The organism is Hymenobacter jejuensis, from assembly GCF_006337165.1.
GTDB lineage: Bacteria > Bacteroidota > Bacteroidia > Cytophagales > Hymenobacteraceae > Hymenobacter > Hymenobacter jejuensis.
The window spans coordinates 1,302,725-1,325,397 of record NZ_CP040896.1 but is presented as its reverse complement, the minus strand read 5'-3'; the positions used below and the strand labels follow the sequence as shown (position 1 = coordinate 1,325,397).

General features: G+C 53.7%; 16 protein-coding genes. 3 read left to right on the top strand and 13 right to left on the bottom strand.

Annotation, left to right across the window (positions count from 1 at the left end; genetic code table 11):
• Positions 1-90 precede the first annotated feature (90 nt).
• Complete coding sequence (locus FHG12_RS05255; RefSeq protein WP_139514730.1) at positions 91-465, bottom strand: PH domain-containing protein; 375 nt, start codon at positions 463-465, stop codon at positions 91-93.
• A gap of 163 nt (positions 466-628) precedes the next feature.
• On the opposite strand from FHG12_RS05255, the gene FHG12_RS05250 reads away from it, so the two are divergent.
• Complete coding sequence (locus tag FHG12_RS05250) at positions 629-826, top strand: hypothetical protein (RefSeq protein WP_139514729.1); 198 nt, start codon at positions 629-631, stop codon at positions 824-826.
• Positions 827-932: 106 nt separating this feature from the next.
• Here FHG12_RS05250 and FHG12_RS05245 read toward each other — a convergent pair whose 3' ends face one another.
• From FHG12_RS05245 to FHG12_RS05195, 11 genes are all read right to left on the bottom strand, one after another.
• Complete coding sequence (locus FHG12_RS05245; RefSeq protein ID WP_139514728.1) at positions 933-3,296, bottom strand: M1 family metallopeptidase; 2,364 nt, start codon at positions 3,294-3,296, stop codon at positions 933-935.
• A gap of 88 nt (positions 3,297-3,384) precedes the next feature.
• Positions 3,385-3,999 (bottom strand): HupE/UreJ family protein, encoded by a 615-nt coding sequence (locus FHG12_RS05240; RefSeq protein ID WP_139514727.1) that lies wholly within the window; start codon positions 3,997-3,999, stop codon positions 3,385-3,387.
• Between the two features lie 229 nt (positions 4,000-4,228).
• Positions 4,229-5,233, bottom strand: a complete 1,005-nt coding sequence (locus FHG12_RS05235) for an SMP-30/gluconolactonase/LRE family protein (protein WP_139514726.1) — start codon at positions 5,231-5,233, stop codon at positions 4,229-4,231.
• 405 nt (positions 5,234-5,638) lie between these two features.
• Positions 5,639-8,620 (bottom strand): biosynthetic peptidoglycan transglycosylase, encoded by a 2,982-nt coding sequence (locus FHG12_RS05230; RefSeq protein ID WP_230471299.1) that lies wholly within the window; start codon positions 8,618-8,620, stop codon positions 5,639-5,641.
• A gap of 832 nt (positions 8,621-9,452) precedes the next feature.
• A complete protein-coding gene (clpB, locus tag FHG12_RS05225) occupies positions 9,453-12,071 on the bottom strand; it encodes an ATP-dependent chaperone ClpB (protein ID WP_139514725.1) in 2,619 nt (872 codons plus the stop codon).
• A gap of 155 nt (positions 12,072-12,226) precedes the next feature.
• Complete coding sequence (locus FHG12_RS05220; RefSeq protein WP_139514724.1) at positions 12,227-13,183, bottom strand: YwqG family protein; 957 nt, start codon at positions 13,181-13,183, stop codon at positions 12,227-12,229.
• A 171-nt stretch (positions 13,184-13,354) separates the two neighbouring features.
• A complete protein-coding gene (locus FHG12_RS05215) occupies positions 13,355-13,819 on the bottom strand; it encodes a hypothetical protein (RefSeq protein WP_139514723.1) in 465 nt (154 codons plus the stop codon).
• A gap of 49 nt (positions 13,820-13,868) precedes the next feature.
• The gene (locus FHG12_RS21330) at positions 13,869-14,444 is read right to left on the bottom strand and encodes a hypothetical protein (RefSeq protein WP_139514722.1); all 576 of its coding nucleotides are present in this window, start codon (positions 14,442-14,444) and stop codon (positions 13,869-13,871) included.
• 243 nt (positions 14,445-14,687) lie between these two features.
• A complete protein-coding gene (gene abc-f / locus FHG12_RS05205) occupies positions 14,688-16,277 on the bottom strand; it encodes a ribosomal protection-like ABC-F family protein (RefSeq protein WP_139514721.1) in 1,590 nt (529 codons plus the stop codon).
• A 320-nt stretch (positions 16,278-16,597) separates the two neighbouring features.
• Complete coding sequence (locus FHG12_RS05200; protein ID WP_165699310.1) at positions 16,598-17,389, bottom strand: SDR family NAD(P)-dependent oxidoreductase; 792 nt, start codon at positions 17,387-17,389, stop codon at positions 16,598-16,600.
• A gap of 203 nt (positions 17,390-17,592) precedes the next feature.
• Entirely contained in the window at positions 17,593-19,728 is a 2,136-nt protein-coding gene (locus tag FHG12_RS05195; protein ID WP_139514719.1) for a prolyl oligopeptidase family serine peptidase, read from the bottom strand.
• A 236-nt stretch (positions 19,729-19,964) separates the two neighbouring features.
• On the opposite strand from FHG12_RS05195, the gene FHG12_RS05190 reads away from it, so the two are divergent.
• Positions 19,965-20,675, top strand: coding sequence for a porin family protein (locus tag FHG12_RS05190; protein WP_139514718.1), 711 nt, complete (start codon positions 19,965-19,967; stop codon positions 20,673-20,675).
• 55 nt (positions 20,676-20,730) lie between these two features.
• Here the strand turns inward: FHG12_RS05190 and FHG12_RS05185 are convergent, their stop codons facing one another.
• Entirely contained in the window at positions 20,731-21,684 is a 954-nt protein-coding gene (locus FHG12_RS05185; RefSeq protein ID WP_139514717.1) for a 1-phosphofructokinase family hexose kinase, read from the bottom strand.
• Between the two features lie 207 nt (positions 21,685-21,891).
• On the opposite strand from FHG12_RS05185, the gene FHG12_RS05180 reads away from it, so the two are divergent.
• Positions 21,892-22,611 (top strand): hypothetical protein, encoded by a 720-nt coding sequence (locus FHG12_RS05180; RefSeq protein ID WP_139514716.1) that lies wholly within the window; start codon positions 21,892-21,894, stop codon positions 22,609-22,611.
• Positions 22,612-22,673: the final 62 nt, after the last annotated feature.

Here is a 22,673-nt window from a genome sequence, read left to right as displayed (position 1 = left end):
CGGGTCTGTTTTTCTGCTCTTCTCTAACTGCTTGTCATCCTTCACAAAGCCCAGGATGACAAGCAGTTAGCGTAAAGGGGCAATTAGGCTCTACAGCGCGTACTCACCCAAGGCGCGGTACACGTCGTGGATGCTTTTGTCGTCGCGGAAGGTTTTGGAGAGCGGTTCGGCTTGTCCGCGAATCCAGATTTTAAGCTCCGATTCGATGTCGAAATGCCCGGTAGTTTCCATCGAAAAGCGTTCGATGCTGCGATAAGGCACGCTCAGGTACTCGACTTTCTTGCCCGTAACCCCTTGCTTATCAGCCAGAATCAGGCGCTTGTTGGTGAAAATAATCAGGTCGCGGATGATGGCGTAGGCTTTCTGTACCTGTTCGCCGGAGCTGAGCAGTTGCGCTAGCTCCTGTTGGATGGATTGGGCGTCGCTTTCAGAAGCGTTGCCGAGAAGGCCGTCGAGTAGTCCCATGGGTGTCAAGCAAAAGCAAACAGGTGGAAGATGGCCTTAACTTACTCAAAAATGAGGTTGGGCGCCTACGGAGGAGCAACAGCGCATCGACTATCCTCGTAAATTCAGCGCATTGGTACGGCGCTACGTGCCGACGTTTCTCACTCTTACCTGACCCTTACCTATGGATCACCAAGAACAAAAGCTACGGGCATTCGTCGAACAATGGCTGGCTGACAACCCCGACCGCGTAACCGAGCGCCGCGTCGATGCACTCGTGTTGGAAGACTGGAAACGGGCCGCCATTCGGCACATTCTCCAGTTTCATCCTACCGATGCAGAAAGAGAAATCGAACGATTTGCCACGCAGGTGGAAGATTAGATGCTTTGCCGGTAGTCTCTTAGAAGGACCGAATACTAGATTGTTTTCAACAAAAAAGCCAGACAAGTAGCGTTGTCTGGCTTTTTTGTATGTGTTTGATGGTTAGCTAGTTAGATCCGCCGCCCGTTGTATTGTTAAGCGGCTTCTGCTCTTTCTGCTGCAAGGCGCTTTGCTGCTGCATGGGGTTGAGCGGAGCTTGTTGCTGTTGCTGAAACAGCTCGAAGCGCGACGGCGCCGCCTTCTGCGGATAGCTGTTGTTGGAGAGGTCCGTGTCGGCAGTTTGCAGGTACGGGTCGAGAGAGAAGGCCACAACAGGCTTCTCAGTCACGAACACCTTGGTTACGTGCTCGTTGTTTTTGCGCCAGATTTCGGCCGGAATGTTTACTACTTCCTGCTTGCCGTCTTCGTAGGTCATCTGCACGATCACGGGCATTACGAGGCCACCGTTGTTCTTCAACTCTACTTCGTAGAAATGCACGCCGGCGTTCAGGCGCTGCTGTTGCGCTGGCGTGAGGCCGCTGTAGTATTTCTGGTAACGAGCCCGGTCGGCGTCGGTGGTAGCCGTGGGGTCGTAGTTGTTGTAGAAGTCTTTGAGGTCGGGCTTCACATCCACCAGCGTTTTCTTAATGTCTTGGAGATTACGCTGTTGCGAAATCGTCTTGGGCGCGGCGTTGATTAGCTCGCGCTTCTTGGCGTTCTCGACTTCGGGGTTCTTCGAATCGACGGTGTACCACTTCACGCCTTCGATGCTCAGGTCGGTGTGGTCGGTGGTGTAGAACCAGCCGCGCCAGAACCAGTCGAGGTCGACGCCCGAAGCGTCTTCCATCGTGCGGAAAAAGTCGGCTGGCGTGGGGTGCTTGTACGCCCAACGCGTAGCGTACTCCTTAAAGGCATAATCGAACAGCTGACGGCCCATTACGGTCTCGCGCAGAATGTTGAGGGCTGTAGCCGGCTTGGCGTACGCGTTGTTGCCGAATTGCAGCACCGATTCCGAGTTGGTCATGATCGGCGTTTGCAGGCTCTTGTCGGTACGCATGTAGTCCACAATGTTCTTGGGCTCACCGCGACGCGAGGGGTAATCGCGCTCCCACTCCTGCTCCGTGAGGTACTGCACAAAGGTGTTCAGGCCTTCGTCCATCCACGTCCACTGGCGCTCGTCGGAGTTCACGATCATGGGGAAGAAGTTGTGGCCCACTTCGTGAATGATCACCGAGATCATGCCGTATTTGCGGTCGGCGGTGTAGGTGCCGTCTTTCTCCGGACGACCGCCGTTGAAGCAGATCATCGGGTACTCCATGCCGCCCACCGGCCCGTGCACCGAAATGGCCACGGGGTATTGATAGGGGATGGTGAATTTCGAATACGTCTTGATGGTGTGCGCTACTACTTCCGTTGAGTACTTGCCCCACAGCGGGTTGCCCTCTTTCGGGTAGTACGACATGCACATCACCGGCTTGCCCTGCTCCTTGATCTGCATGGCATCCCATATGAATTTGCGCGAGCTGCACCACGCGAAGTCGCGCACGTTTTTAGCGGCGAACATCCAGGTTTTGGTGCTCTTGGCTTTGCTGCCTTGCTCGGCGCGCTCGGCTTCCTGCTGGGTCACGATGAGCACAGGTTTAGAAGCATTTTCGGCCGAGGCCAAACGCTTGCGCTGAGCAGCCGAAAGCACCTGATCGGGGTTTTGCAGCGTGCCGGTAGCGCCTACCACGTGGTCGGCGGGGGCAGTGATGCTGACTTTGTAATCGCCGAAAGGCAGCGCGAATTCACCGTTGCCCAAGAATTGCTTGTGCTGCCATCCCTGGAAATCGCTGTACACGGCCATGCGCGGGTAAAACTGCGCGATTTCGTAGAGGTAATTCTTATCCTCCGGGAAAAATTCGTAGCCCGAGCGCTCGTTGATCTTAAGCTGATCGTTGATGTTGTAACGCCATGATATACTGAACGTTACGTTCTGCTTGGGCCGCAGAGGCGTCGGCAGGTCAATGCGCATCATGGTGTGGTTGATGACGTGGGGCAGGTCTTTGCCGCCTTTCATCTTCACCGACTCAATCTTGAAGCCGCCGTCAAAATCGGAGTTCATCAGGTACTCCATCGCCGGAAAAGTCATTTTTTCCTGCACCTGGCCCACTTGCGTAGCGGTCGTGATGGAGTTTTTGTCCAGAATGTTCTGGTCGAGCTGCACCCACAAGTAGGTGAGCACGTCGGGCGAAAGATTGGTGTAGGTAATGTCCTCCGAACCCGTGATGGCTTGCTTGTCGTCGTCGAGCTTGACGCGGATGTTGTAGTCGGCGCGCTGCTGCCAATAATCGTGGCCCGGTGCGCCGGAAGCCGTCCGGTAGGTGTTGGGAGTGGGAAGCTCGGTTTCGAGCTGCTTGAATTTGTCGGTGCCGGAATTGGTCGTCTGAGCGACTCCTGGGGCAGTGACCGACAGCGCAAAGCCGGCAGCCAGCAGGTAGTGTTTTAGCATGAAAACAGCGAAACGTGAAGCAGAAGTAGATAAAGCAAATCTAAACAAAGTATGCCGCTAACCCGTGGCAAAAAGACAAGTGTCGGGCTTAACTGCTGCTGTTTTGGAGCAGCAGCACCGTCGCAATGCCCGCAGCCGCTCCACTCGTAACCAAGATCCAGTCGCGGCGGTTGGTCCGAAATCCGCGCAGCACCACAAAGCCCAGCGCCAGAATCAGGCTAACAATCAGTAGCTGACCAAGTTCCACTCCGAGGTTAAAAGCCAGCAACTCTGTCACCGGGCGGCTGTTGCGGCCCAGCAATTCGCGCAGGTAACTCGAGAAGCCCAGCCCGTGCACCAACCCGAAAACGGCCGCCAGCACGTTGGGCACCGTCAGGACGAGGGGAAGCGGTTTGCGGCGGGGAATCTGACTGCGGCCCTGCCCCGACCCGGCTTGCAGCAAGTTCACCAAGCAAGTCAGCAGAATGGTAATCGGAATCAGAATTTCAATCAGCTTGGGGCTGTACTGTACAAAGCCCAGCGTAGCCAGCGCCAGCGTGATGGAATGGCCCACGGTGAAGCTGGTCACCAGCGCCACTACCCGCCGCCAATCGGCCAGCACGTACGGCGCGCACAACGCCAGCAGAAATACGAGGTGATCGTAGGCCTGCAGGTTGAAAATGTGGAAGAAGCCGAGCTTGAGGTAAGTCTGGAAAGCGGACATGCGGCAAATCTAGCCAAGAGTGCGAAACTAGGTCGGAATTGCGTCTAAGCAAGACCTAATAGACTTCTATTCTGAATTCGAAACCTCAATTAAGCTAATGATTATCAATACAATAGCCCCGGTAACAGCATGGTTTCCGGGGCTATTGTATTGATAATGAATGTGTTATGAAACAGCTAGGACAATGGCTACAAAGGTGCCTCATTGCTCCAGCACTTCCAGTAATGTCTTAAAAACGCACCTTCGCGATTTCGAATTGCGGGGCCGTGGCCTGGTAAGGATAGAGCACATACGCATCCGTCAGGAGGCGCCGGGTAATGGTAGTCGGGCTGGTTGCGCCCGTAGCGAAGGTGCCCGTGACCTGAGTAGAGGCCCAGGAATCGCTGCTGTTGAGGCGAAACACCGTGCTTTGGCTTCCAGACACAACCAACAGTGTTTGAGCGTTTTGTAGCAGCAAGCCATCAGCACCTACTAAGCTTTGGCTGGTAGCCACGGTCGTGAAGCTTTCGGGATTGTTAAGGGGTACTTTGTACAGCGTGCCGTCGCTGCTTTTGGCCGTCAGCAGGTAGCCCCCTGGGTGGTACACAATGCCGTTCAGGCCAAAGCCTGCGCCACCGCTCAGTTGCGCATTTTCCAGGAAAACAGAGGCTTTGCCCTGTTTGTCAACTTTATAGATGATGGGGGAAAGGCTATCGGTTATGTAGGCATTGCCGTCGGCATCCACGGCAATATCGTTGGCAAAGTGAGCAAGGCTGGGCCGCAGAGCGCCAAGATCAATGTAGTTGACTAAGTTGCCGTTGTCGGAGTTGAAAATAGCGACGGCGGCCAGTTTACGCGCTGTGGCCGGGCTCGTGCGCGTGGGGTTAACGCCAATATCCGACACGGCCGCCAGCAGGCGGTGCCGGGCAACATCGAGGTTCAGCCCAATCGTCGAAACCAGCCGCGAATCGTCGGCAAATACTGTGTACGTGCCATCGTCTTCCACGGCTCCGATTTGCCCTTTGGTGCGAGAGCTTACCAAAAACTGGCGGTTCAGCTCGTCGTACTGCACGCCTTCGGGCGATATGCCGGCCTGCGCAACGGTGATTTTGGTGGGCGAAAACGGGTTGGGTATGGTACCATCTTCGGAGCATCCGGAAAGCCAGAACAGCAACCCGAATGCCAAGGGAGCTAATCGAACAACACGAGATAAGGCCGCCAAGCCTGTTGGGCGGGAGGTAAGTAAGTGGAGCATACGCAATAGACTTTAAGTGACAAATAATCAATGGTATAGCTATACGCACCTGCGCTCCGAAGAGATTGAGCATCGCCCCAATTATTCCCTTGGGATCAGGTGTAAAATTTTAGCTAAAGCGGACGCTTCTCGATCAGACATTATACAGGGTAGATGCCGTGCTGCATTAAGCGTCGCGACGAGTAGCATAGTATCTGAAATGACAACTCACGGTTATGTCCTTTGTTCACAAAATGTTAATCAGCACAGCAGCGCTAACAAGCTCACATGTAGCAGTCTAAGCACAGATCATTACTCCAGCCTGCAAAACAGAATCAACGACATTAGAAGCACAAAACGGCCAGATTTTGAGTAAGCAAAAATTTGAATAACCATAAAGCTCCGTCGGCATTGCGTCGGCAGGGCTTATCGTGGTGCTACAGCTGCAGACTGCGGTTGCTCTGCATCCGCCTGCACCGAACGAACAACTTCCTTATCATGCTCCAGGGTCTCGCTGCCTGATACCAAATATGGCTGCAGGATCGGGGCCATGCCCAGCAGCACTTGGATGGGCAGAGCAGAGGTGAAGCTGTAGTCGGCCGCATCGCGCCCAGGCACAAAGGCAGTCAGGGTACCGAAGTGGTTCTCGCCGAGGAAGAACACAAAGGTGGCCGTGCGGTTGACAGCGCGGGAGGTTAAGCGTTGCCCGCCGGCGTTCACCGTAACTAAGCGGTTATCCCCGGTACCGGTCTTGCCTCCCATTGGCAGCGTATCACCATTGACGTCGCTGAAGCTCCCCTTCAGGCGGCGCGCCGTTCCGGTTTCCACTACCCCTGACAACGCCTCCTGCACGGCGGCAGCTACTTCCGGAATCATCACCTGCTGTCCTGCCACGGGCGACAGCTTGACGATGGTTTCGTAGGGAGTATTGGCAGCGAAGTGCAGTTGTTCGATACGAACCTTTTGCTGACGCACCCCTTTGTTGATGATAATCCCCATCAGTTCTGCCAGCGCCGCCGGGCGATCGCCGGAGGAGCCCAGAGCGGTAGCATAAGAAGGCACTAAGTGATTGAAGGGATAGCCAAGCCTTTTCCACCTTTGCTGGATGTCTTCGAAAGCATCCAACTCCAGCATGGTTCGAATACGGGAATCGCGGGCGTGCTTATACTGCGTGCGCAAGAGCCAGGCATATACTTGCTGGCGTTGGTTTTGGCTGGCTTCCACCACTTCGGTCCAGCGCGCTTCAGGGTGCTTCCGCAGATAGTCTAAGAGCCATAGCTCGAGCGGATGGACGCCGGCGATGTAACCCTGATCCGATAGGGTATAGGCCTCGGGACCATATCTATGGTACAGTTCCATAATTCTGTGGTCCGTGAGTCGGGCATAGGGCAAGCGCTCATGCAGCAACTTCGCGAAACTGACAGAATCCGTTTCGGGGTACAGGTAGCGGTGCACGGCCGCTAGCCTTACCGGATTTTGCCGCAGGCCACGGAGGAGTATGTTCAGGCGCTCATCCGGGGACTTATGGTCGTACTTGTGCCAGAAGCGCCGTAAGTACATTCTTCCTTCGCGGTCAGCAAACCGAGCCAGGTATACCCGACGGCGCGGGTCGCGGTCGTTTGCAAAGAGCTCCACCGTGCTGCCGGCCGTCTGGTAGGTGCTGTAGCGTACCAAATCCCGCATCAGACGAATAAATGGCAGGTTGATAGATCTGAGCAAAGCTTCACGCACCGTAGGATTGCTGCGGTTGTCTTGGCTTTGGAAGTTGTGGAAAGTGTGCATACCGCCGCCCGTGAAGAAGACCTCCCACGGGCTGGCTGAGTAACGACGCTCCGTGGCTGCCTGCAGAAGTGCCGGCAGACTAGTGTCTTTCTCTCTGATCATGTACTCCAGCACCCAGCGGCTCAGGTTATCCTGCGGCTTGCTCAGGGCCTTGAGCAAAGCACTTGGAGGCTGATTGACGTAGCGTTTATGAATTTCAGCGATCACTTCCAGATATTGGACAAACACCCGCAGCTTGGCCGTAGAACCCAATTCCAGCTTGCTTCCTTCGTTAATATCGAAAGGCTGATCCGTGTTGTCCGCCTGAACGCGTACCATATTCCCCTGCGGTGTGCTTTCGTACAGGATAAAACTGTAGCGCATCTGCCGGGTATGATTGGGGGTTAACAGGTGCTCCCCAAAGAGGCCGGTGGTGCCAGCGAATTCGGGATCGCTCAGCCGATCCAGATAAGCGCTAACCTGCTTCTGCAGGTCTTTTTGCAGGGTAGTGGTAACGGCAAGATCAAACCGGTCTAGGTCGTACAACGGTACATCCAGCAACTCCGAAAGATGCGTGCGGACCATGAGAATGCCCTTATCTATCTCCTTTGGAATCACGGGCGGGTTCTTGCTGAAGTCACGGAAGGTCACCTCGCGGGAAAGGCTCGCATCGCGCAGCGCAGCACTGATGTAGCCGCTTTGCGCCATCAGGCGCAGGTAGCTTCCCGTCAGCGCACTCAGTTGGGCCCTCCCTTCAGGCCTCAGATAATAATACGGTCGGCGCTGGGCAATCATAAGGGATACCACTTGGCGTAGCGCAAGGCCCTGTGCCGATAGCGTATCACCCTTGGCTTTAGGTAGGCGCAACAGTTGGTTCACATGGTTAATATCCTCCCCAAACCAAACCCACAACCCGTCGCCAATGCCATGTACTTCTCCGTACCCCGCGGCTGCACCCAGGGGCACGGAGTTGAGGTACGTAAGCACCAGTTGCCGCCGTGCCGGGAGCGTTTTCGGCCCACCCTGATAGGCACGCACGCTGGCCGAAACCATTTGCCGCAGCTTCTCGCCCCGGTTAGTGGTAAAGCCCCGTGGCGAATGACGATACTTCTCAATCTGGGTGGCCAAAGTGCTGCCACCCATCCGCTGGTAACTCAGACCAACGGATTTAGCAGCCTCGTGCAGGACAGCCCGGGCAAAACGCACCCAATCGACGGCCGGGTTCATGTAGGGCTTGGCCGGATCCAGCAACTTCCGGTTTTCTACAAACAGCAGGGACTGAACAATGAGGGGCGGTACCGTGTCAAAACTGGCATAGACGCGTTTGGGATAGGGAAACTGATAGACAGATTCGCCCTGGCAGTCGGCAATCTTCAGCCCGGCCTGTAGCTTCTCGCGGTACGGCGTAAAGAAGCCGCGGGACGCGTATTCAACCAAGGAAGGGGAGAAGCGCGTCTGGGATTCAATCTTCATACCGCGTGCCCGGAGCCGGTTCAGCAGCTGCGGCAGCTGTGAGTAGCCTAGGCGTTTGTCGAAGGGGCCGCCCCTCGGATAAACGACCGCATCGCTCGGGCCAGCCTTTAGGCTATAGCTCAGCATAGCCGCATAGCGCGAAATTTGCTGCGCCTGGAACTTAGAAACCTGCATTTCATATGCCACGGCAGCAAGCAGGGCAACGGTACCGAGGAACAGCGTTACTAACAAAATCCACTTAAACGCGGACCCCCGTGTCTGCGCTTTCCTGTCCTCAGAAGTGCGGAGATATTTGATGAGTGCCACAATTGTATTATCAAGAGATAAAAAATCAGAGACAACCTGCAAATTTACTTACACACTAAACGCTCAAAAGGCCACAAAAGGAATGGAAGACAAGCAATGATACTGAGAAATAAACACGCTTTTCGGTAGGCAAAAAACTACTATAATATACTGAATATAAGCCGATATAGTAGAATTTTTACGCGAATACATAGCTAAATATGGACCTTGTATTAGTCGAAAGCTTCAGTATAAGCTATTCTCGGCTAAGCCCCGGTTTTAAAACCCTCTAGGTCAGAAGAGATTAGCATTATTATAATAAAAACCGGCGTTTTCCTGGCGGCTTGTGCCTCTGATGTTAGGTGTCGACACTATCAACTAATATCCAGCCGGCGCGCTGCTACCACCAGCAATGCAGCGGCGATTTGAAGCCAAAGTACTTTCGCTTTCGACTTGGCATAGATTGTAATCAGGAGAGCGAAACTTCAAGCGGGAAATAGGCGACTTCGCGTAGAATGTGTGGCTCGACAAGGCGCGATAAACTAGCGGGAGTCAACACCTTCACTGACCGGCCTTGGGCTTACTGCTCCTGAAGATGGGCAATAATTTCGGCTGTGGTCTGGACGGGAGGATGCGGCATATGCATAAGTCAGGTTTACAAAAAAGCCCCGTCGGCATACTGATTGCCAACGGGGCTTTTACATGCTAAATCAAGCAATTCTTATTCGACGCCGGGAATATCGACGTGCACGTTTTCGAAGCGAATATGGCCATTATCCAGCACGGCTTCCACTACGGCATCCTTGCTGACCTTGCCCGAGAGGATGTCTTTCGACAACTCGTTCAGGATCGCGCGTTGCAGCACGCGCTTCAAGGGACGAGCACCGAACTGCGGGTCGAAGCCCTGCTCGCCGAGGTAGTCGAGCACCTCGTCGGTAGCTTCCAAGCGGATGCCAGCTTCTTCCAAACGGTGCTGAATCTGGCGGAACTGGATGTCGACAATCTTGCGGATCTCCTTGCGCTTGAGCGGCTGGAACATGATGATCTCGTCGATCCGGTTCAGGAACTCGGGGCGCATGTGCTGCTTCAGGCGCTCGATTACTTCCTCGCGGGTGCGGTCCACAACCTCGTCGTGGTTGTACTCATTCAGCTCTTTGAAATTCTTCTGAATGATGTCGGCGCCCGTGTTGGAGGTCATGATGATGATCGTGTTCTTGAAGTTGGCCATCCGACCTTTGTTGTCGGTAAGGCGCCCATCGTCAAGTACTTGCAATAAGATGTTGAACACATCGGGGTGTGCTTTCTCGATCTCGTCCAGCAAGATCACCGAGTACGGCTTGCGGCGCACGGCTTCCGTCAATTGGCCGCCTTCGTCGTAACCCACGTATCCGGGAGGTGCCCCAATGAGGCGCGACACGGCATGGCGCTCCTGGTACTCACTCATGTCGATGCGCACCATGGCGTTCTCGTCGTTGAACAAGTACTCGGCCAAGGCCTTCGCCAGCTCGGTTTTACCTACCCCAGTCGTGCCCAGGAAGATGAACGAGCCAATCGGCCGCTTCGGGTCTTGCAGACCCGCCCGCGAACGACGCACGGCATCCGAAATCGCCTGAATGGCTTCCGCCTGACCGGCAACGCGTTTGCCTAACTCTTGCTCTAAGTGCAGCAGCTTCTCACGGTCGCTCTGGAGCATCTTGCTCACGGGGATGCCGGTCCATTTGGCCACTACTTCTGCAATGTCCTCACTAGTAACGACTTCCTGAAGCATCGAGCCGCCGTCTTTGTTGGCGTTGGCTTGGTCTTGCAGCTCTTTCAGCTTCTTCTCGGCCTCCTGAATCTTGCCGTAGCGCAACTCAGCCACGCGGCCGTAGTCGCCCTGGCGTTCGGCTTGCTCGGCTTCCAGCTTGTAGCGCTCGATGTTCTCCTTCTCGGTCTGGATGCTGGTCAGGATTTGCTTTTCGCCTTCCCAACGAGCTTTCAGGCTGTCCCGCTGTTCGCTGAGGTCGGCAATTTCCTTGCTCAGCGTCGCTTCGCGGTCGCGGTTGTCTTCGCGGCGGATGGCTTCACGCTCAATTTCCAGCTGCATGATGCGGCGCTGCACTTCGTCGAGCTCCACGGGCATCGAGTCGAGCTCAATGCGGAGCTTGGCGGCGGCTTCGTCCATCAAGTCAATGGCTTTGTCGGGCAGGAAGCGGTCGGTGATGTAGCGCGAAGAAAGCTCTACGGCCGAAATCACGGCATCGTCGGTGATGCGTACGCCGTGGTGCAGCTCGTATTTCTCCTTGATGCCGCGCATGATGCTGATGGCATCTTCAATGCTCGGCTCATCAACCATTACGGCTTGGAAACGACGTTCCAGCGCCTTGTCCTTCTCGATGTACTTCTGGTATTCCTTGAGCGTGGTTGCCCCAATCGAGTGCAGCTCGCCGCGGGCCAGCGCTGGCTTGAGTAGGTTGGCGGCGTCCATGGCGCCTTCGCCACCGCCACCAGCCCCGATCAGGGTGTGCATTTCGTCGATGAACAGAATGATCTGCCCTTCTGAGTCGGTCACTTCCTTGATTACGGCCTTGAGGCGTTCCTCAAATTCGCCCTTGTACTTGGCGCCCGCAATGAGCAAGCCCATGTCCAGGGACATGATGATCTTATCTTTCAGATTCTCAGGGATATCCCCTGCCACAATACGCTGGGCCAAACCTTCCACGATGGCGGTCTTGCCCACGCCGGGCTCGCCCAGCAACACGGGGTTGTTCTTGGTGCGGCGCGACAAGATTTGTAGCACCCGCCGGATCTCTTCGTCGCGGCCGATTACCGGGTCCATTTTGCCGGTTTTCACCTGCTCGTTGAGGTTACGGGCGTAGCGGTTCAGGCTTTGGTATTGATCTTCCGCGGTGGGGCTGGTGACCTTTCGGCCGCCGCGCAGTTCCTTAATGGCGGCTTTCAGCTCTTTCTCCGAGAAGCCGGCATCCTTCATCAGCGTGGCGGTGCTGTCTTTGCCACTGAGCAGCCCCAACAGCAGATGTTCCACCGACACGTATTCGTCTTCAAATTCTTTCAGGTAGTTCGTCGCCCGCTGCAAAGCCGAGTTAGCCTCGTTCGACAGGTAGGGCGACCCGCCGCTCACCTTGGGGTAGCCCGTTACAATGGCATCCAGGCGGGTGTTGAGCAGGTTCTGATTCGCACCTAGCTTCTTGGTCAGAAAGCTAACCACGTTCTCATCCGATTGCAGAATTCCCTTTAGCAAGTGGCCCGTTTCAATGGCCTGCTGCTGGTTGGCGCCGGCTATTTCGGTGGCCTTTTGCACCGCCTCCTGCGCCTTGATGGTATAGTTGTTAAAGTTCATGGTTACTATAGTCTGAGTAAGGGCTTCGGGTAAGAAGTTCTACGCGGTATATAGCAAACGGGGTGCAGAAGAGCTTTCCCTGACGTTTTGGCCTAATTTATTGGTATTCGCACAAATTAGAGTGTCAAAAAGTCTGTTGGTGCCCGTGACTAAAATCAGTAGCTCTGAAGAATAAACCAACTTTTATCAAAGTTGCGTGCTCTTAAATCCTCTTCTCTAATCCAAAAATAAAGTCGCCCTGAGTCTCCCCACATCATTTCGCAGTCTTCGTTGCTGTCTACTTGCAGCAGAAGGCGCCAATTGATGGCATTTGGCTCAAGCCCTTTAGCCCTTGGGTCATCATAGCCTGAAGAGTCACCACAGTACAGCCCATTGATTACTAACTCACATTCCAGTTCCATGTCATTTTGTATTGGGTCAGCGTAACCCAATATTTTATTAACCTCTCCTTCATTCATAATATCCCAATAGATATCGCCCTCTTCGCGAGATAAGAATTTCATTCGCTCCTCAAAATAGGAGTATGGTAAAATGCTGATTTCCTGCTGTGGAGTTACAAAACAGGGTGTATACTTACTGTATTTATCTAACGCATCAGGATATTCTACCCTGCTTAATTGCGCCGTATCGCCGTCATAGAAAATCACTTTAAACTTGTCTTTATCTTTTATATCGAACCCCCACGCCTCCTGCTCTGCAGAATAAAAGAAGTATAACGTTCCTCTTTTAGGCAACAACTGGTCCTTGTCTAATCTTGAGAGCTCAGAAAAGTTGAGTTGTGCAATAAACGATAAGGGATTTCCATTTGCTTCTGTAGGCCAAGTAATAAAGGGAGGGAGATCCGGCTGACCTCCTATTTTAGAACTACCACAAGGCATTAAATCTTCCTCTTCAGAGGTCAAAAGAAGCCTAATACAATTACGCACTACTGACTCAAAGCTATCTAAATGGTGAGCCAGGTTCTTCGCTACAAGAGCTTCTTCAAATTCTTTCCTTGTCATTATTTGCAATAAGAAATTATGTGTTGAACCAGTGTTCACCGACTGTTGGCTTTGAGCTAAACTAAATAAGAACACGCTTGTGGCAAAGCGGGAAACTGCTGCTAGTTGCATCCTTTTTCAGCAATAAAAAGCAGCATTCCATAACCATTTCGGCTACGGGATGCTGCTTTTTAGATGTTTATATGAATTTATAAGATTCTGTATATCAATTACTTGTACGTAGGTTAGGCATTAGCAAATCCAGCATGTTACAGTACTAATTCGGTCTGTATTTATCATTTATTACGCCAGTTGCTGGTTTGCAACTGCGCCGGTAACGCTGGCGTGGCGAAACAGCAGCGCCGATGCCACCCACAGGCCGGAGAAGATAGTGTTTAGCACAATTACTAACACTACACCCATGTTAAGTTCGGGACGCCAGATCGACATGGCTACAAAAGGAAATGCAAACTGAGTTAGCGCGGCGGCAAACATTGCTTTTGACATGCCCAGCGGCTGGAGCTTCGCCACAATGGCCCCAATTAACCCAACGGCCAGCACCCCGGCGTACAGCAGGTTGGCCGGGTTGTCCTCGCTGCCAATGAACCCGACGGCCAGGTTGCCCCACACGAGCAGGAGGGATGCCGCCACCGCCACGCCTGCGGCCAATTTATACGTACCACTGCGTGCTCTGCTTGCTACCAGCAGATACAGCAACCCTGTGACAAGTAGCAGGATGCCAACAATTACAAATTGGGATACGCTCATATGAACAAGAATGAGGGCAGGGAATAATACAGTTTGATACTGTGCGTCTCTAGGCTAGGCGTTGCCCCATATTCGAGCCCGCAGCGCTGGCGCGGCGAAACAACAGACCCGAAGCGGCCCATATAGCGGCGAAGGCTGCATTAGCGCCTATCACATTCGCGAGGCCCACAGAGGGTTCGGCGACAGCACCCGAGGGCGTCCAGACAAATAGCGCTATTACGGTAACTATCACATATGTAAGCGATGCCGCAAACATGGCGTTGGACATGCCCAGCGGCCGGAAGCGGGCGACAACGGCGCCGATGATGCCCACGGCAAGCACCAGCCCATAGAGCAGGTTGACGGGGTTGTCTTCGCTCCCAACGAGCCCCACTGCCAGATTCGCCCAGACGAGCAGAAGCCCTGCCGCTACCGCCACCCCGACCCCCATGCGATACGTGGTATTGTTCCATTTCCGGGCCACCAGGATGTACGTAAGGCCTGTGCCGAAGAGGAGGGCGCCCGCAACCACAAAATCCGAGAGGGTCCAGACTACTTCGTGGGTGAATTGCATCGCCACCAAGGGAATGAGTAGCAGAAACGCCGTAGCAAGTATAATGCGAAGGATGCTTTTGGAAAGGGTCATAGCAGTCATGGTTTTAAATTCGAGAGGGGAAGAAGTTTCTTTTGTCGCCGGTGGATACCCAGTGGTTCTGAGAAGGTAGGCTGTTGCTTCTGCTGCTTACACAACCTGTAGCGCAGATTCTAGAAGGATACTCTGCGTGCTTTTCTACGTGTTTTATTACGCTTTCAAAAGTACTTTGTTTTTCAAAGTTAGCAAGCGAATCCTGATAAATTTTATCTTTTTGTTTATCGAGTTGCTCGGGGCTTACCCCAACAAGATGGTCCGTTCTATGTGCAGCTGCTCCAGGAAATACTCGTCGTGCGATACCACAATCAGTGTTCCGTGGTAGTCGCTAATGGCAGCCGTTAGGATTTCCAGGTTCTGGATGTCGAGGTTATTAGTGGGTTCATCCAGAATGATGAGGTCGGGCGCTTGGTTGCTAATCATGAGGCAGCACAGCGAGAGCCGCATTTTCTCGCCGCCGCTAAGGGTACTGCACGGTTTGTCCCAATAGTCTTTCGTAAACAGAAACCGGGTCAGGCGAATCTTCACTTCGTGTTCCTGTAACCCCGACGCATTGAAGTGCTGCGCCTGCTCGAACACCGAGAGCTGGTCGTGGAGGAGGGAATAATCCTGATCAATAAATACTGCTTTATCCCCGGCCCGCGCTATTGTGCCCTGCGTAGGTTCCAGCTCACCCAACAGGAGCTTGATAAGCGTCGTTTTGCCGGAACCGTTCAGCCCGCGTAGCGCCAACCGTTCGCCACTTAGGATCTGAAAATTCAGGGCTTCGCGCCACAGCAGACGCGCGCCATAGGCGTAGTTCACGTTTGTGGCGGCGACCAATATTTTGCCTTTGTGCAGGGCCGAATTGTCGAAGCCAAGTTTCATTTTGTCGGTGTCGGGCAGTTCCTTCCGTAACTCGCTCAACTCTTGTGAAATCGCGCCGACTTTCTCTGCGTGAATGCCTTTGAGGCGGGAGGTGCTCTTTTCGGCGTTGTTGCGCATCATGTTGAGCACGATGGTGGGCAGGCCGGCCTTGTCCTGGTTTTTCTTGCCGCGGGCATCCAGCTTTTGCTTGCGTTCCAGAGCTTCGCGCTCGGTTTCTTTGGCTTTGCGAAGGGCTCTTTCCCGACTCTTTACGTCTTGGTTCAAGGCATTGCTTTCCACCTGCTTTTGCTCGGCGTAGAAATCGTAGTTGCCGCCATACAGCGTAAGCCCCCGCTTGCTCAACTCACACACCGAATCGAGCAAATTGAGTAGTTTGCGGTCGTGGCTTACCACCAGCAAAGTACTCGGAGTGGTCTTGATGAAATTGTAGAGCAGTTGCCGCCCGGCGGTATCCAGGTGATTGCTGGGCTCGTCGAGCAACACGAGTTCGGGCTGATGAATGGCAATGCCCGCCAGGAAAACCTTGGTTTTCTGGCCGCCGCTGAGGTTTGCCATTGGTTGTGTTAGACTCACCTCGGCCAAGCCCCAATGCAGCAGGGCTTCCTGGCTTCTTTCCTCGATGGTCCAGTCGTCGTCCAGCACGGCCAGATTGGCATCTGTCGCTTTGCCGTCCAGGATTTCCTGCAAGGCGGCAATTTTGCCTTCGATGTGCAGCGCCTGGGCCACGGTAAGCTCGTCGAACTGCCCGAAATGCTGCGGCACGTAATACGGCGCAGCGCTAGTGCTCACAGTCCCGCCGTTCGGCGACAACACGCCGGCAATAAGTTGCAGTAGCGTCGATTTTCCGGCTCCGTTGTTGCCGATTAGCGCGATTTTCTGGTGGGCGTTGACTGCCAGATTCAGGCTGTCAAATAGCACATCTTTATTGGGGTGTGCATACCCGAGGTTTTGTAGGAATAGCATGATTTCTTTCTCAAAAAGCAATTGGCTAGAGCAACCCACGAGGTGGGTTGGCTACTCGATTTTTGAAAGAAGTCAGCTATCACATAAACCGGTTTTTCTGTTGGTAAAGGCAAAATTAAAAATTCTCACTTAATGCCCCTCAGCAGAACGAGCGATACGCCCATTAAAAATGCCCTGACCCAGCGAAAACAGCGCAAAAGGTGATTATGAATTGAGCTAGTTTAGTAATTTGTATCTATCACATTATAAGGTACTTACACAAGTGCTTGTCCGTATTCTTTCATCCTTGAAGAATACGGACAAGCTCGTTTACAAATGGCTTACTTATTCGTCGGATGTAGCTGCGTATTCATCAGCGTGGCCAGCACCGAATCGGGGAGGAGCAGGCTGGAGAAGAAATTGACTTTGGCGCTGATTGTCGGCAGGGAGCGGGCCGCGCCGTCCATCAGCGCGTCGTAGCCTTGTTGTGCTACTTCGCGGGGCGAGGCAGCGTGGTTGGCGGCCCAGGTATCTTCGGCGTGGGCAACGTGGAAGAAGTTGGTGGCGGTGGGCGGCGGACAGAGAATAGTCATGGTCACGGCCGATTTTTTCTGCTTTAGCTCATGCTGCACGGCTTCGGCGAAGCTGAGCACAAAAGCCTTAGTCGCGGCGTACACGGCTTGGCACGGACTGGGCGTGAAAGAGGCCACGGAACCGAGCTGCAGAATCCGGCCTTCGTTGCGGGCTACCATGTCGCGCAGGTAGAGCTTGGTCAGGTGCACGAGCGAGGTCGCGTTTACCTGAATAATGTCTAGCTCGGTCTGCATGTCGGTATCGGTGAAATAGCCCGTTTCACCAAAACCCGCGTCATTGACCAGCGCGTCTATTTGAAAACCCCGTTTGGTTGTCTCGGCATAAATCTGCTCGGGCGTTTCGGGGCGGCTCAGGTCGAAGGGCAACAGCACAATGTCGACGCCGCCGAACTCCTGGTGCAGCAGGCGGGCGGCTTCCTTCAACTCGTCGAGGTGGCGGGCAACGAGCACGACGCGGTAATCGTCGCGGGCGAAGCAGCGGGCCAGTTCGAAACCAATGCCGTTGGAGGCACCGGTAATCAAGGCAGTTTGGTCGTTCATGGCCGAAAAGTTTAGGTGAAAAATCGGATTCCTACTTAGCGCATAAAAAGACAGGTTTGGTTGCAAAAGGTGGCTTGTAATAGTAAGATAATCAAGTACTTGGTATAAAGCTAGATTACCGCCGTTTGCGTCACGGCAGGCCATAAAAAAACTTGCCGGCCCTACTGAGCCGGCAAGTTTTTTCAAGGCCAGTTAGTCCAAACCTAATTTTTCGCAGACGGGTATTGCACGCCCATGTTGTGGAACATGAAGGCCCATTTGTCGGTCTGCTCGCTGATTACCTGCGCCGTCGAGCGGCCCGCGCCGTGACCGGCTTTGGTTTCGATGCGGATCAGGACGGGTGACGTACCCTTCTGGTTTTCCTGAATGCGCGACGCAAACTTAAACGAGTGCGCCGGCACCACGCGGTCGTCGTGATCGGCGGTCGTGATGAGCGTAGCAGGGTATTCGGCGGGCTTCAGGGCGTGGTAGGGCGAGTACTTATAGATGTACTCAAACATTTCCTTTGAGTCCTCGGCCGTGCCGTAGTCGTAGGCCCAGCCCGCGCCGGCCGTAAACTTATTGTAGCGCAACATATCCATCACGCCCACGGCCGGGAAAGCTACTTTAAACAGCTCCGGATGCTGCGTCATGGCAGCGCCTACCAATAGGCCGCCGTTAGATCCGCCCGAAATCGCGAGGAAATCCTTCGAGGTGTAGTTGTTTTTCACCAGGTACTCGGCGGCGGCAATGAAATCGTCGAACACGTTCTGCTTTTTCATTTTGGTGCCGGCCAAGTGCCAGGTTTCGCCGTATTCGCCGCCCCCGCGCAAATTAGGAACTGCGTAAATGCCACCGTTTTCTAGCAACACGATGTTGGAGGTGCTAAAGCTCGGCGTCATGCTAATGCCAAACCCGCCGTAAGCGTACAGCAGCGTGGGGTTCTTGCCGTTCATCACCAAGCCTTTTTTGTAGGTGATAATCATCGGAATCCGGGTGCCGTCTTTGGAGTTATAAAACACCTGTTTCGACTCGAATTTCGTTGGATCGAACTGCACGTTCGGCTTTTTGTACACCGTCGATTTGCCCGTGGCGATGTCGTACTTGAAAATCGTGGGCGGATAGATGTATGAGGTGAACGTGTAGTAGGTTTCCTTCTCTTCCTTCTTGCCATTAAAGCCGCTAGCCGAGCCAATAGAAGGCAATTCTACCGAGCGCTCCTTTTTACCGTTCATGTCGTACTGCTCCACCAGGGAGGTGGCGTCTTTCAAATACTGGGCAAATATTTTCCCGCCGACAGTCGAAACGTCGAGCACGTTTTTCGTCTCTGGAATCAGGTCTTTCCAGTTGGCCGGTTTGGGATTGGCGGCATCCACGGTCACCACCCGGAAGTTCGGCGCGTTTAGGTTGGTAAATACGTAGAGCTTGCTGCCCACATTGTCGACAACTTGGTGCTCGTTGTCGAAATTATCGACTACCTGCACAATGCCGCTGCTGGGCTTGCTCAAGTCCTGCACATAAAGCTCGTTGCCGGTAGTAGTATTGGCAGCCGATATCACCAGAAAGCGTTGATCTTCAGTAAGATGTGCGTTGATGTAGCGGCGCGGGGTTTTGTCGCCGCCAAACACCAGTTTATCAGTGCTTTGCAGCGTGCCCAACTTGTGATAATACAGCTTGTGGTACTGCGTGAGGCCCGCCAGCTGACTGCCAACTTTGGGCTTGTCGTAGCTGCTGTAATAAAAGCCGTCGTTGCCTTTCCAGGCGATGCCCGAAAACTTTACGTCCGTGAGCGTATCGCCGATGATGGACTTATCGGCAGTCTTCAACACAATGACTTTGCGCCAGTCGGAGCCGCCCTCCGAAATCAGGTAGGCCGCCATGCTGCCGTCCTTGGTGAAATTGATGCCGGCCAGCGATGTAGTGCCGTCTTTCGAGAAAGTGTTGGGGTCCAGAAAAAGCTCCGGCGCGCCGTTGCCCACCTGGCGGTACAGCGCCGACTGATTCTGCAAGCCCGTATTTTTTGAGAAATACGTGTACTTGCCTTCCTTAAAAGGCGCCTCGTATTTCTCGTAATTCCACAGCGTTTCGAGCCGTTTGTGAATGGCTTCCCGGTACGGAATCTGGGCCAAGTAATTCTGGGTCACTTTGTTTTCCTCCTGCACCCAAGCCTTTGTTTCGGCCGCTTGGTCGTTTTCGAGCCACCGGTAGGGGTCCGGCACTTTGGTCCCGAAGTAGGTAGTAACGGTGTCTACCTTCTTGGTTTGGGGATAGGGCAGCGTTTTGATGGCGGTTTTGGTGTACTGCGCGTAGGCGTGGCTACTGAGTAGTAGAGCCACAAGAGCGAGGAAGCGTTGTTTCATGAGCTTTGGAGAAGTTATGACTAAGTATAAAGTCTGAGCAAAGCGTGGGTGGTTGCACGCATTATGTAGCAGAAAACACGGGTACGGGTGCGCGTTCGCCAGCAAATTAATGTTTGGGTGGATTTTAGTTTGTTCGTTGCAAACAAGCAAATCAGAGCCTACTTGGTTTATTTGTTGCGTTAGCTAAATGCTTACTAACAAGAGTGATACATTGGGAGAGGTTATGCCATTTCGCAATGCAGCACGCGTTACTTGCTCCAGGAATTTGGGTTTGTTTCATACAGGTTGCTCAAGCGCATAACTCAGCGCATCGGCAAGCGGTGCTGCATACAGTGCATTGCGAAGCGCCTGCTGCTCCATACCTCCACCCCCAGCCAGAGGAAAAAGCTGTTCAACAGCAAGCGCCGGAAAAAAGACGGGCGAGGTTCGGGATTAAATTAGGAGGCAATCTGTCGGCGATGAATTTTAATCAAGTATCGCCCAAGCCCAGCCCGCCGTTCAAAACCATTTGGGCGCCTGGGTTTACCGGCGGATTCACGCTGCAAGTGCCTTTGTTTGGCAAATTATCTCTGCAACAAGACTACCTGATTTCGCAAAGGGCCGGTGAGGACAAGGATGCCGGCCTGAAGTACCGGCTGCAATATTTATCGCTGCCCGTTATGCTGGAATATGCCATCAGCCCGCGAGTAGTGCTCATGGTTGGGCCCCAATTTGACTTGCTGATTAAGGCCAAGCAACAAGCCGCAAACGGCACTTTCAACGTAACGCACGACACGGAAGAGCGTAACGTTGGGGCCAGCGCCGGCATTGAACTTTCGCTGTCAAACCACCTAAGCCTGGACCTGCGTTACATGGCTGGGTTAAACCATATCGGTCTGGGCCAGCGATCCACTGTTCGGGAGTTCAAGTACCAGTTAGCGCAAGCAACTGTAAGCTTAAAATTGTGATTTAATCATAAGTATCATATAGTCAATTAGTTAATGGCTGGCAGGTGTGGCCTGTTTAGTCCAATACATGCTCTGACATGGTTCGGAGCAGCCATTGATACAGCTTTTCGGCATCACTAGGCTTGAACAGTTCGGTACCCGAGTTCATCGTGGCCGCCGTACCGCAAGCCACGCCCAGCCGCACCATCTGGCGCACCGATTTGCCCGTTGATAGCGCGTAAAGCATTCCGGCTACCATGCTGTCGCCGGCTCCTACAGTGCTGCGCTTTTTTACGGCGGGCGCCGGCACGTGGTCTTCCATGTCCTGGGTCACGACGCAGGCGCCCTGCGGCCCCAACGACACAACGATAATCTCGCATTTGCCTTTGGCGATCAGGGCTTTGGCGGCTTTGCCCACAGCGGCGCTGTCCAGCTCATCGACGCCGGCCATGCGGGCTAGCTCTCCCACGTTGGGCTTGATGAGGTACACGCCCTCCTCGACAATGCGTTCGAGTGCCGGCCCCGAAGTATCGGCTATTACTTTGGTGCCCGCCGCGTGCGCCCGCCGCACTACTTCTACCAAAAAATCCGGGGCAACGCCGGGGGGCATACTGCCGCTGATAACCAGAAATTCGGGAGCGGGCGTAAGCTCCTGAAGCACGCGCAACACCTGCGCTTGTTCGTCAGGCAAAAGCAGCGTGCCCGGCATCCCGAACCGATACTGCTGATTGGTAGCAGAGTCGACGACGATAAAGTTCTCGCGCGTCCAGTTGGCCGCGGCAATAGCGTGTTGTGCAATATGCTCGCGCTCAAGTAGTTCCTGCAAAAGCAGCCCCGCTGGTCCGCCGGCCGGAAACAGCGCGAGCGACTCCAGACCGAGCCGCTTTAGCCCCCGCGACACGTTGATGCCGCCGCCGCCGGGCTCAAGCTTGGGCGCTACGCACCGCATTTTGTGCTCCGGCACAAGCTTATCCACCGAGGTGCTTTTGTCGATGGCCGGGTTGAGAGTAAGGGTTACGATGCGATTCATGGCCAAGCTGATGTGTGTTTGAGAAAGAACTGCAAGAGACAAAAGTGGATATAAGAAGCTAATGTGAAATAACTTATATATTTAATGCAAAAAATTGTCGATCCTGTGGAGCTGTTGGCAATAAATTGGTTGGCAATATAAGTGATTGATTATAAGGTACTTATGAATGCAAGGGTGTTTTGGCTTTACTGCTTTATTGCAGGGGCATTGCCCACTATTCCCGTTTTCGGACAAGCCAGCCCACAGGATAGCGCCTCGCTGACTGCCGCTGTTACGACCGCAAGCAAGCAGTATGCGCAGGCTATGGGGCCTAACACGCTCCTGACCAACGGGCCGGAATACATCGATTACAAGTTGCCTTACATGAAAGGCCACCAGTTTTTCGGAGACGGCAGCCAGCAGATCGGCGCGGTTTATTTCGACGGAGTCCTGTACAAAGACGTGCCGTTGTGGTACGACATCAAGCTGGATCAGGTGGTGTCGCAGGTGGTCGCCAGCCCGCTGAAAGTGCGCTTGGTAAGCGAAAAAATAACCTACTTCGCGTTCGGCGAACACACCTTTACGCGCATTGTAACCGGCAGCGTAGCCGATAATTCCGTGCCGACGGGTTTCTACGACTTGCTAGTCGACGGTAGGGCTAGGCTCTTGGCAAAAAGAGTAAAAGTGCTCCATACAAAGGCCGGCCCCAACGGCATAGAAGGCTCCTTTCCGGAAGCCGTTACGTATTTTCTGCAACAAGAAAATCGCTTTTATCCGGTTAGCTCCAAAAATGGCGTGGCAAAATTATTAAGCGATAAAAAATCGGAGCTGGAGGCGTACGCGCGGCAGCACAAATTAAAATTTAACAAAGCCAGCAGGGAAACGTCGTTGGCGGAGTTGGTTACCTATTATAATTCAGTGCAAGGCCAGCTTTCACAAAGCAAGTAACGAGTAAGAAAGCGCCGGCCGATTGACATAGCAGCAACTGATTTAGATGAAAAGATTTATAC

What these genes read in the sequence shown, in the direction of transcription:
- FHG12_RS05190 (WP_139514718.1), top strand. Translation starts at nt 19,965, where the DNA reads ATGCAGCACGCGTTACTTGCTCCAGGAATTTGGGTTTGTTTCATACAG.
- FHG12_RS05235 (WP_139514726.1), bottom strand. Translation starts at nt 5,233, where the DNA reads ATGCTCCACTTACTTACCTCCCGCCCAACAGGCTTGGCGGCCTTATCT.
- FHG12_RS21330 (WP_139514722.1), bottom strand. Translation starts at nt 14,444, where the DNA reads ATGACCCTTTCCAAAAGCATCCTTCGCATTATACTTGCTACGGCGTTT.
- FHG12_RS05250 (WP_139514729.1), top strand. Translation starts at nt 629, where the DNA reads ATGGATCACCAAGAACAAAAGCTACGGGCATTCGTCGAACAATGGCTG.
- FHG12_RS05255 (WP_139514730.1), bottom strand. Translation starts at nt 465, where the DNA reads ATGGGACTACTCGACGGCCTTCTCGGCAACGCTTCTGAAAGCGACGCC.
- FHG12_RS05200 (WP_165699310.1), bottom strand. Translation starts at nt 17,389, where the DNA reads ATGAACGACCAAACTGCCTTGATTACCGGTGCCTCCAACGGCATTGGT.
- FHG12_RS05240 (WP_139514727.1), bottom strand. Translation starts at nt 3,999, where the DNA reads ATGTCCGCTTTCCAGACTTACCTCAAGCTCGGCTTCTTCCACATTTTC.
- FHG12_RS05220 (WP_139514724.1), bottom strand. Translation starts at nt 13,183, where the DNA reads ATGCAACTAGCAGCAGTTTCCCGCTTTGCCACAAGCGTGTTCTTATTT.
- FHG12_RS05245 (WP_139514728.1), bottom strand. Translation starts at nt 3,296, where the DNA reads ATGCTAAAACACTACCTGCTGGCTGCCGGCTTTGCGCTGTCGGTCACT.
- FHG12_RS05185 (WP_139514717.1), bottom strand. Translation starts at nt 21,684, where the DNA reads ATGAATCGCATCGTAACCCTTACTCTCAACCCGGCCATCGACAAAAGC.
- FHG12_RS05195 (WP_139514719.1), bottom strand. Translation starts at nt 19,728, where the DNA reads ATGAAACAACGCTTCCTCGCTCTTGTGGCTCTACTACTCAGTAGCCAC.
- FHG12_RS05215 (WP_139514723.1), bottom strand. Translation starts at nt 13,819, where the DNA reads ATGAGCGTATCCCAATTTGTAATTGTTGGCATCCTGCTACTTGTCACA.
- FHG12_RS05230 (WP_230471299.1), bottom strand. Translation starts at nt 8,620, where the DNA reads ATGCAGGTTTCTAAGTTCCAGGCGCAGCAAATTTCGCGCTATGCGGCT.
- clpB (WP_139514725.1), bottom strand. Translation starts at nt 12,071, where the DNA reads ATGAACTTTAACAACTATACCATCAAGGCGCAGGAGGCGGTGCAAAAG.
- abc-f (WP_139514721.1), bottom strand. Translation starts at nt 16,277, where the DNA reads ATGCTATTCCTACAAAACCTCGGGTATGCACACCCCAATAAAGATGTG.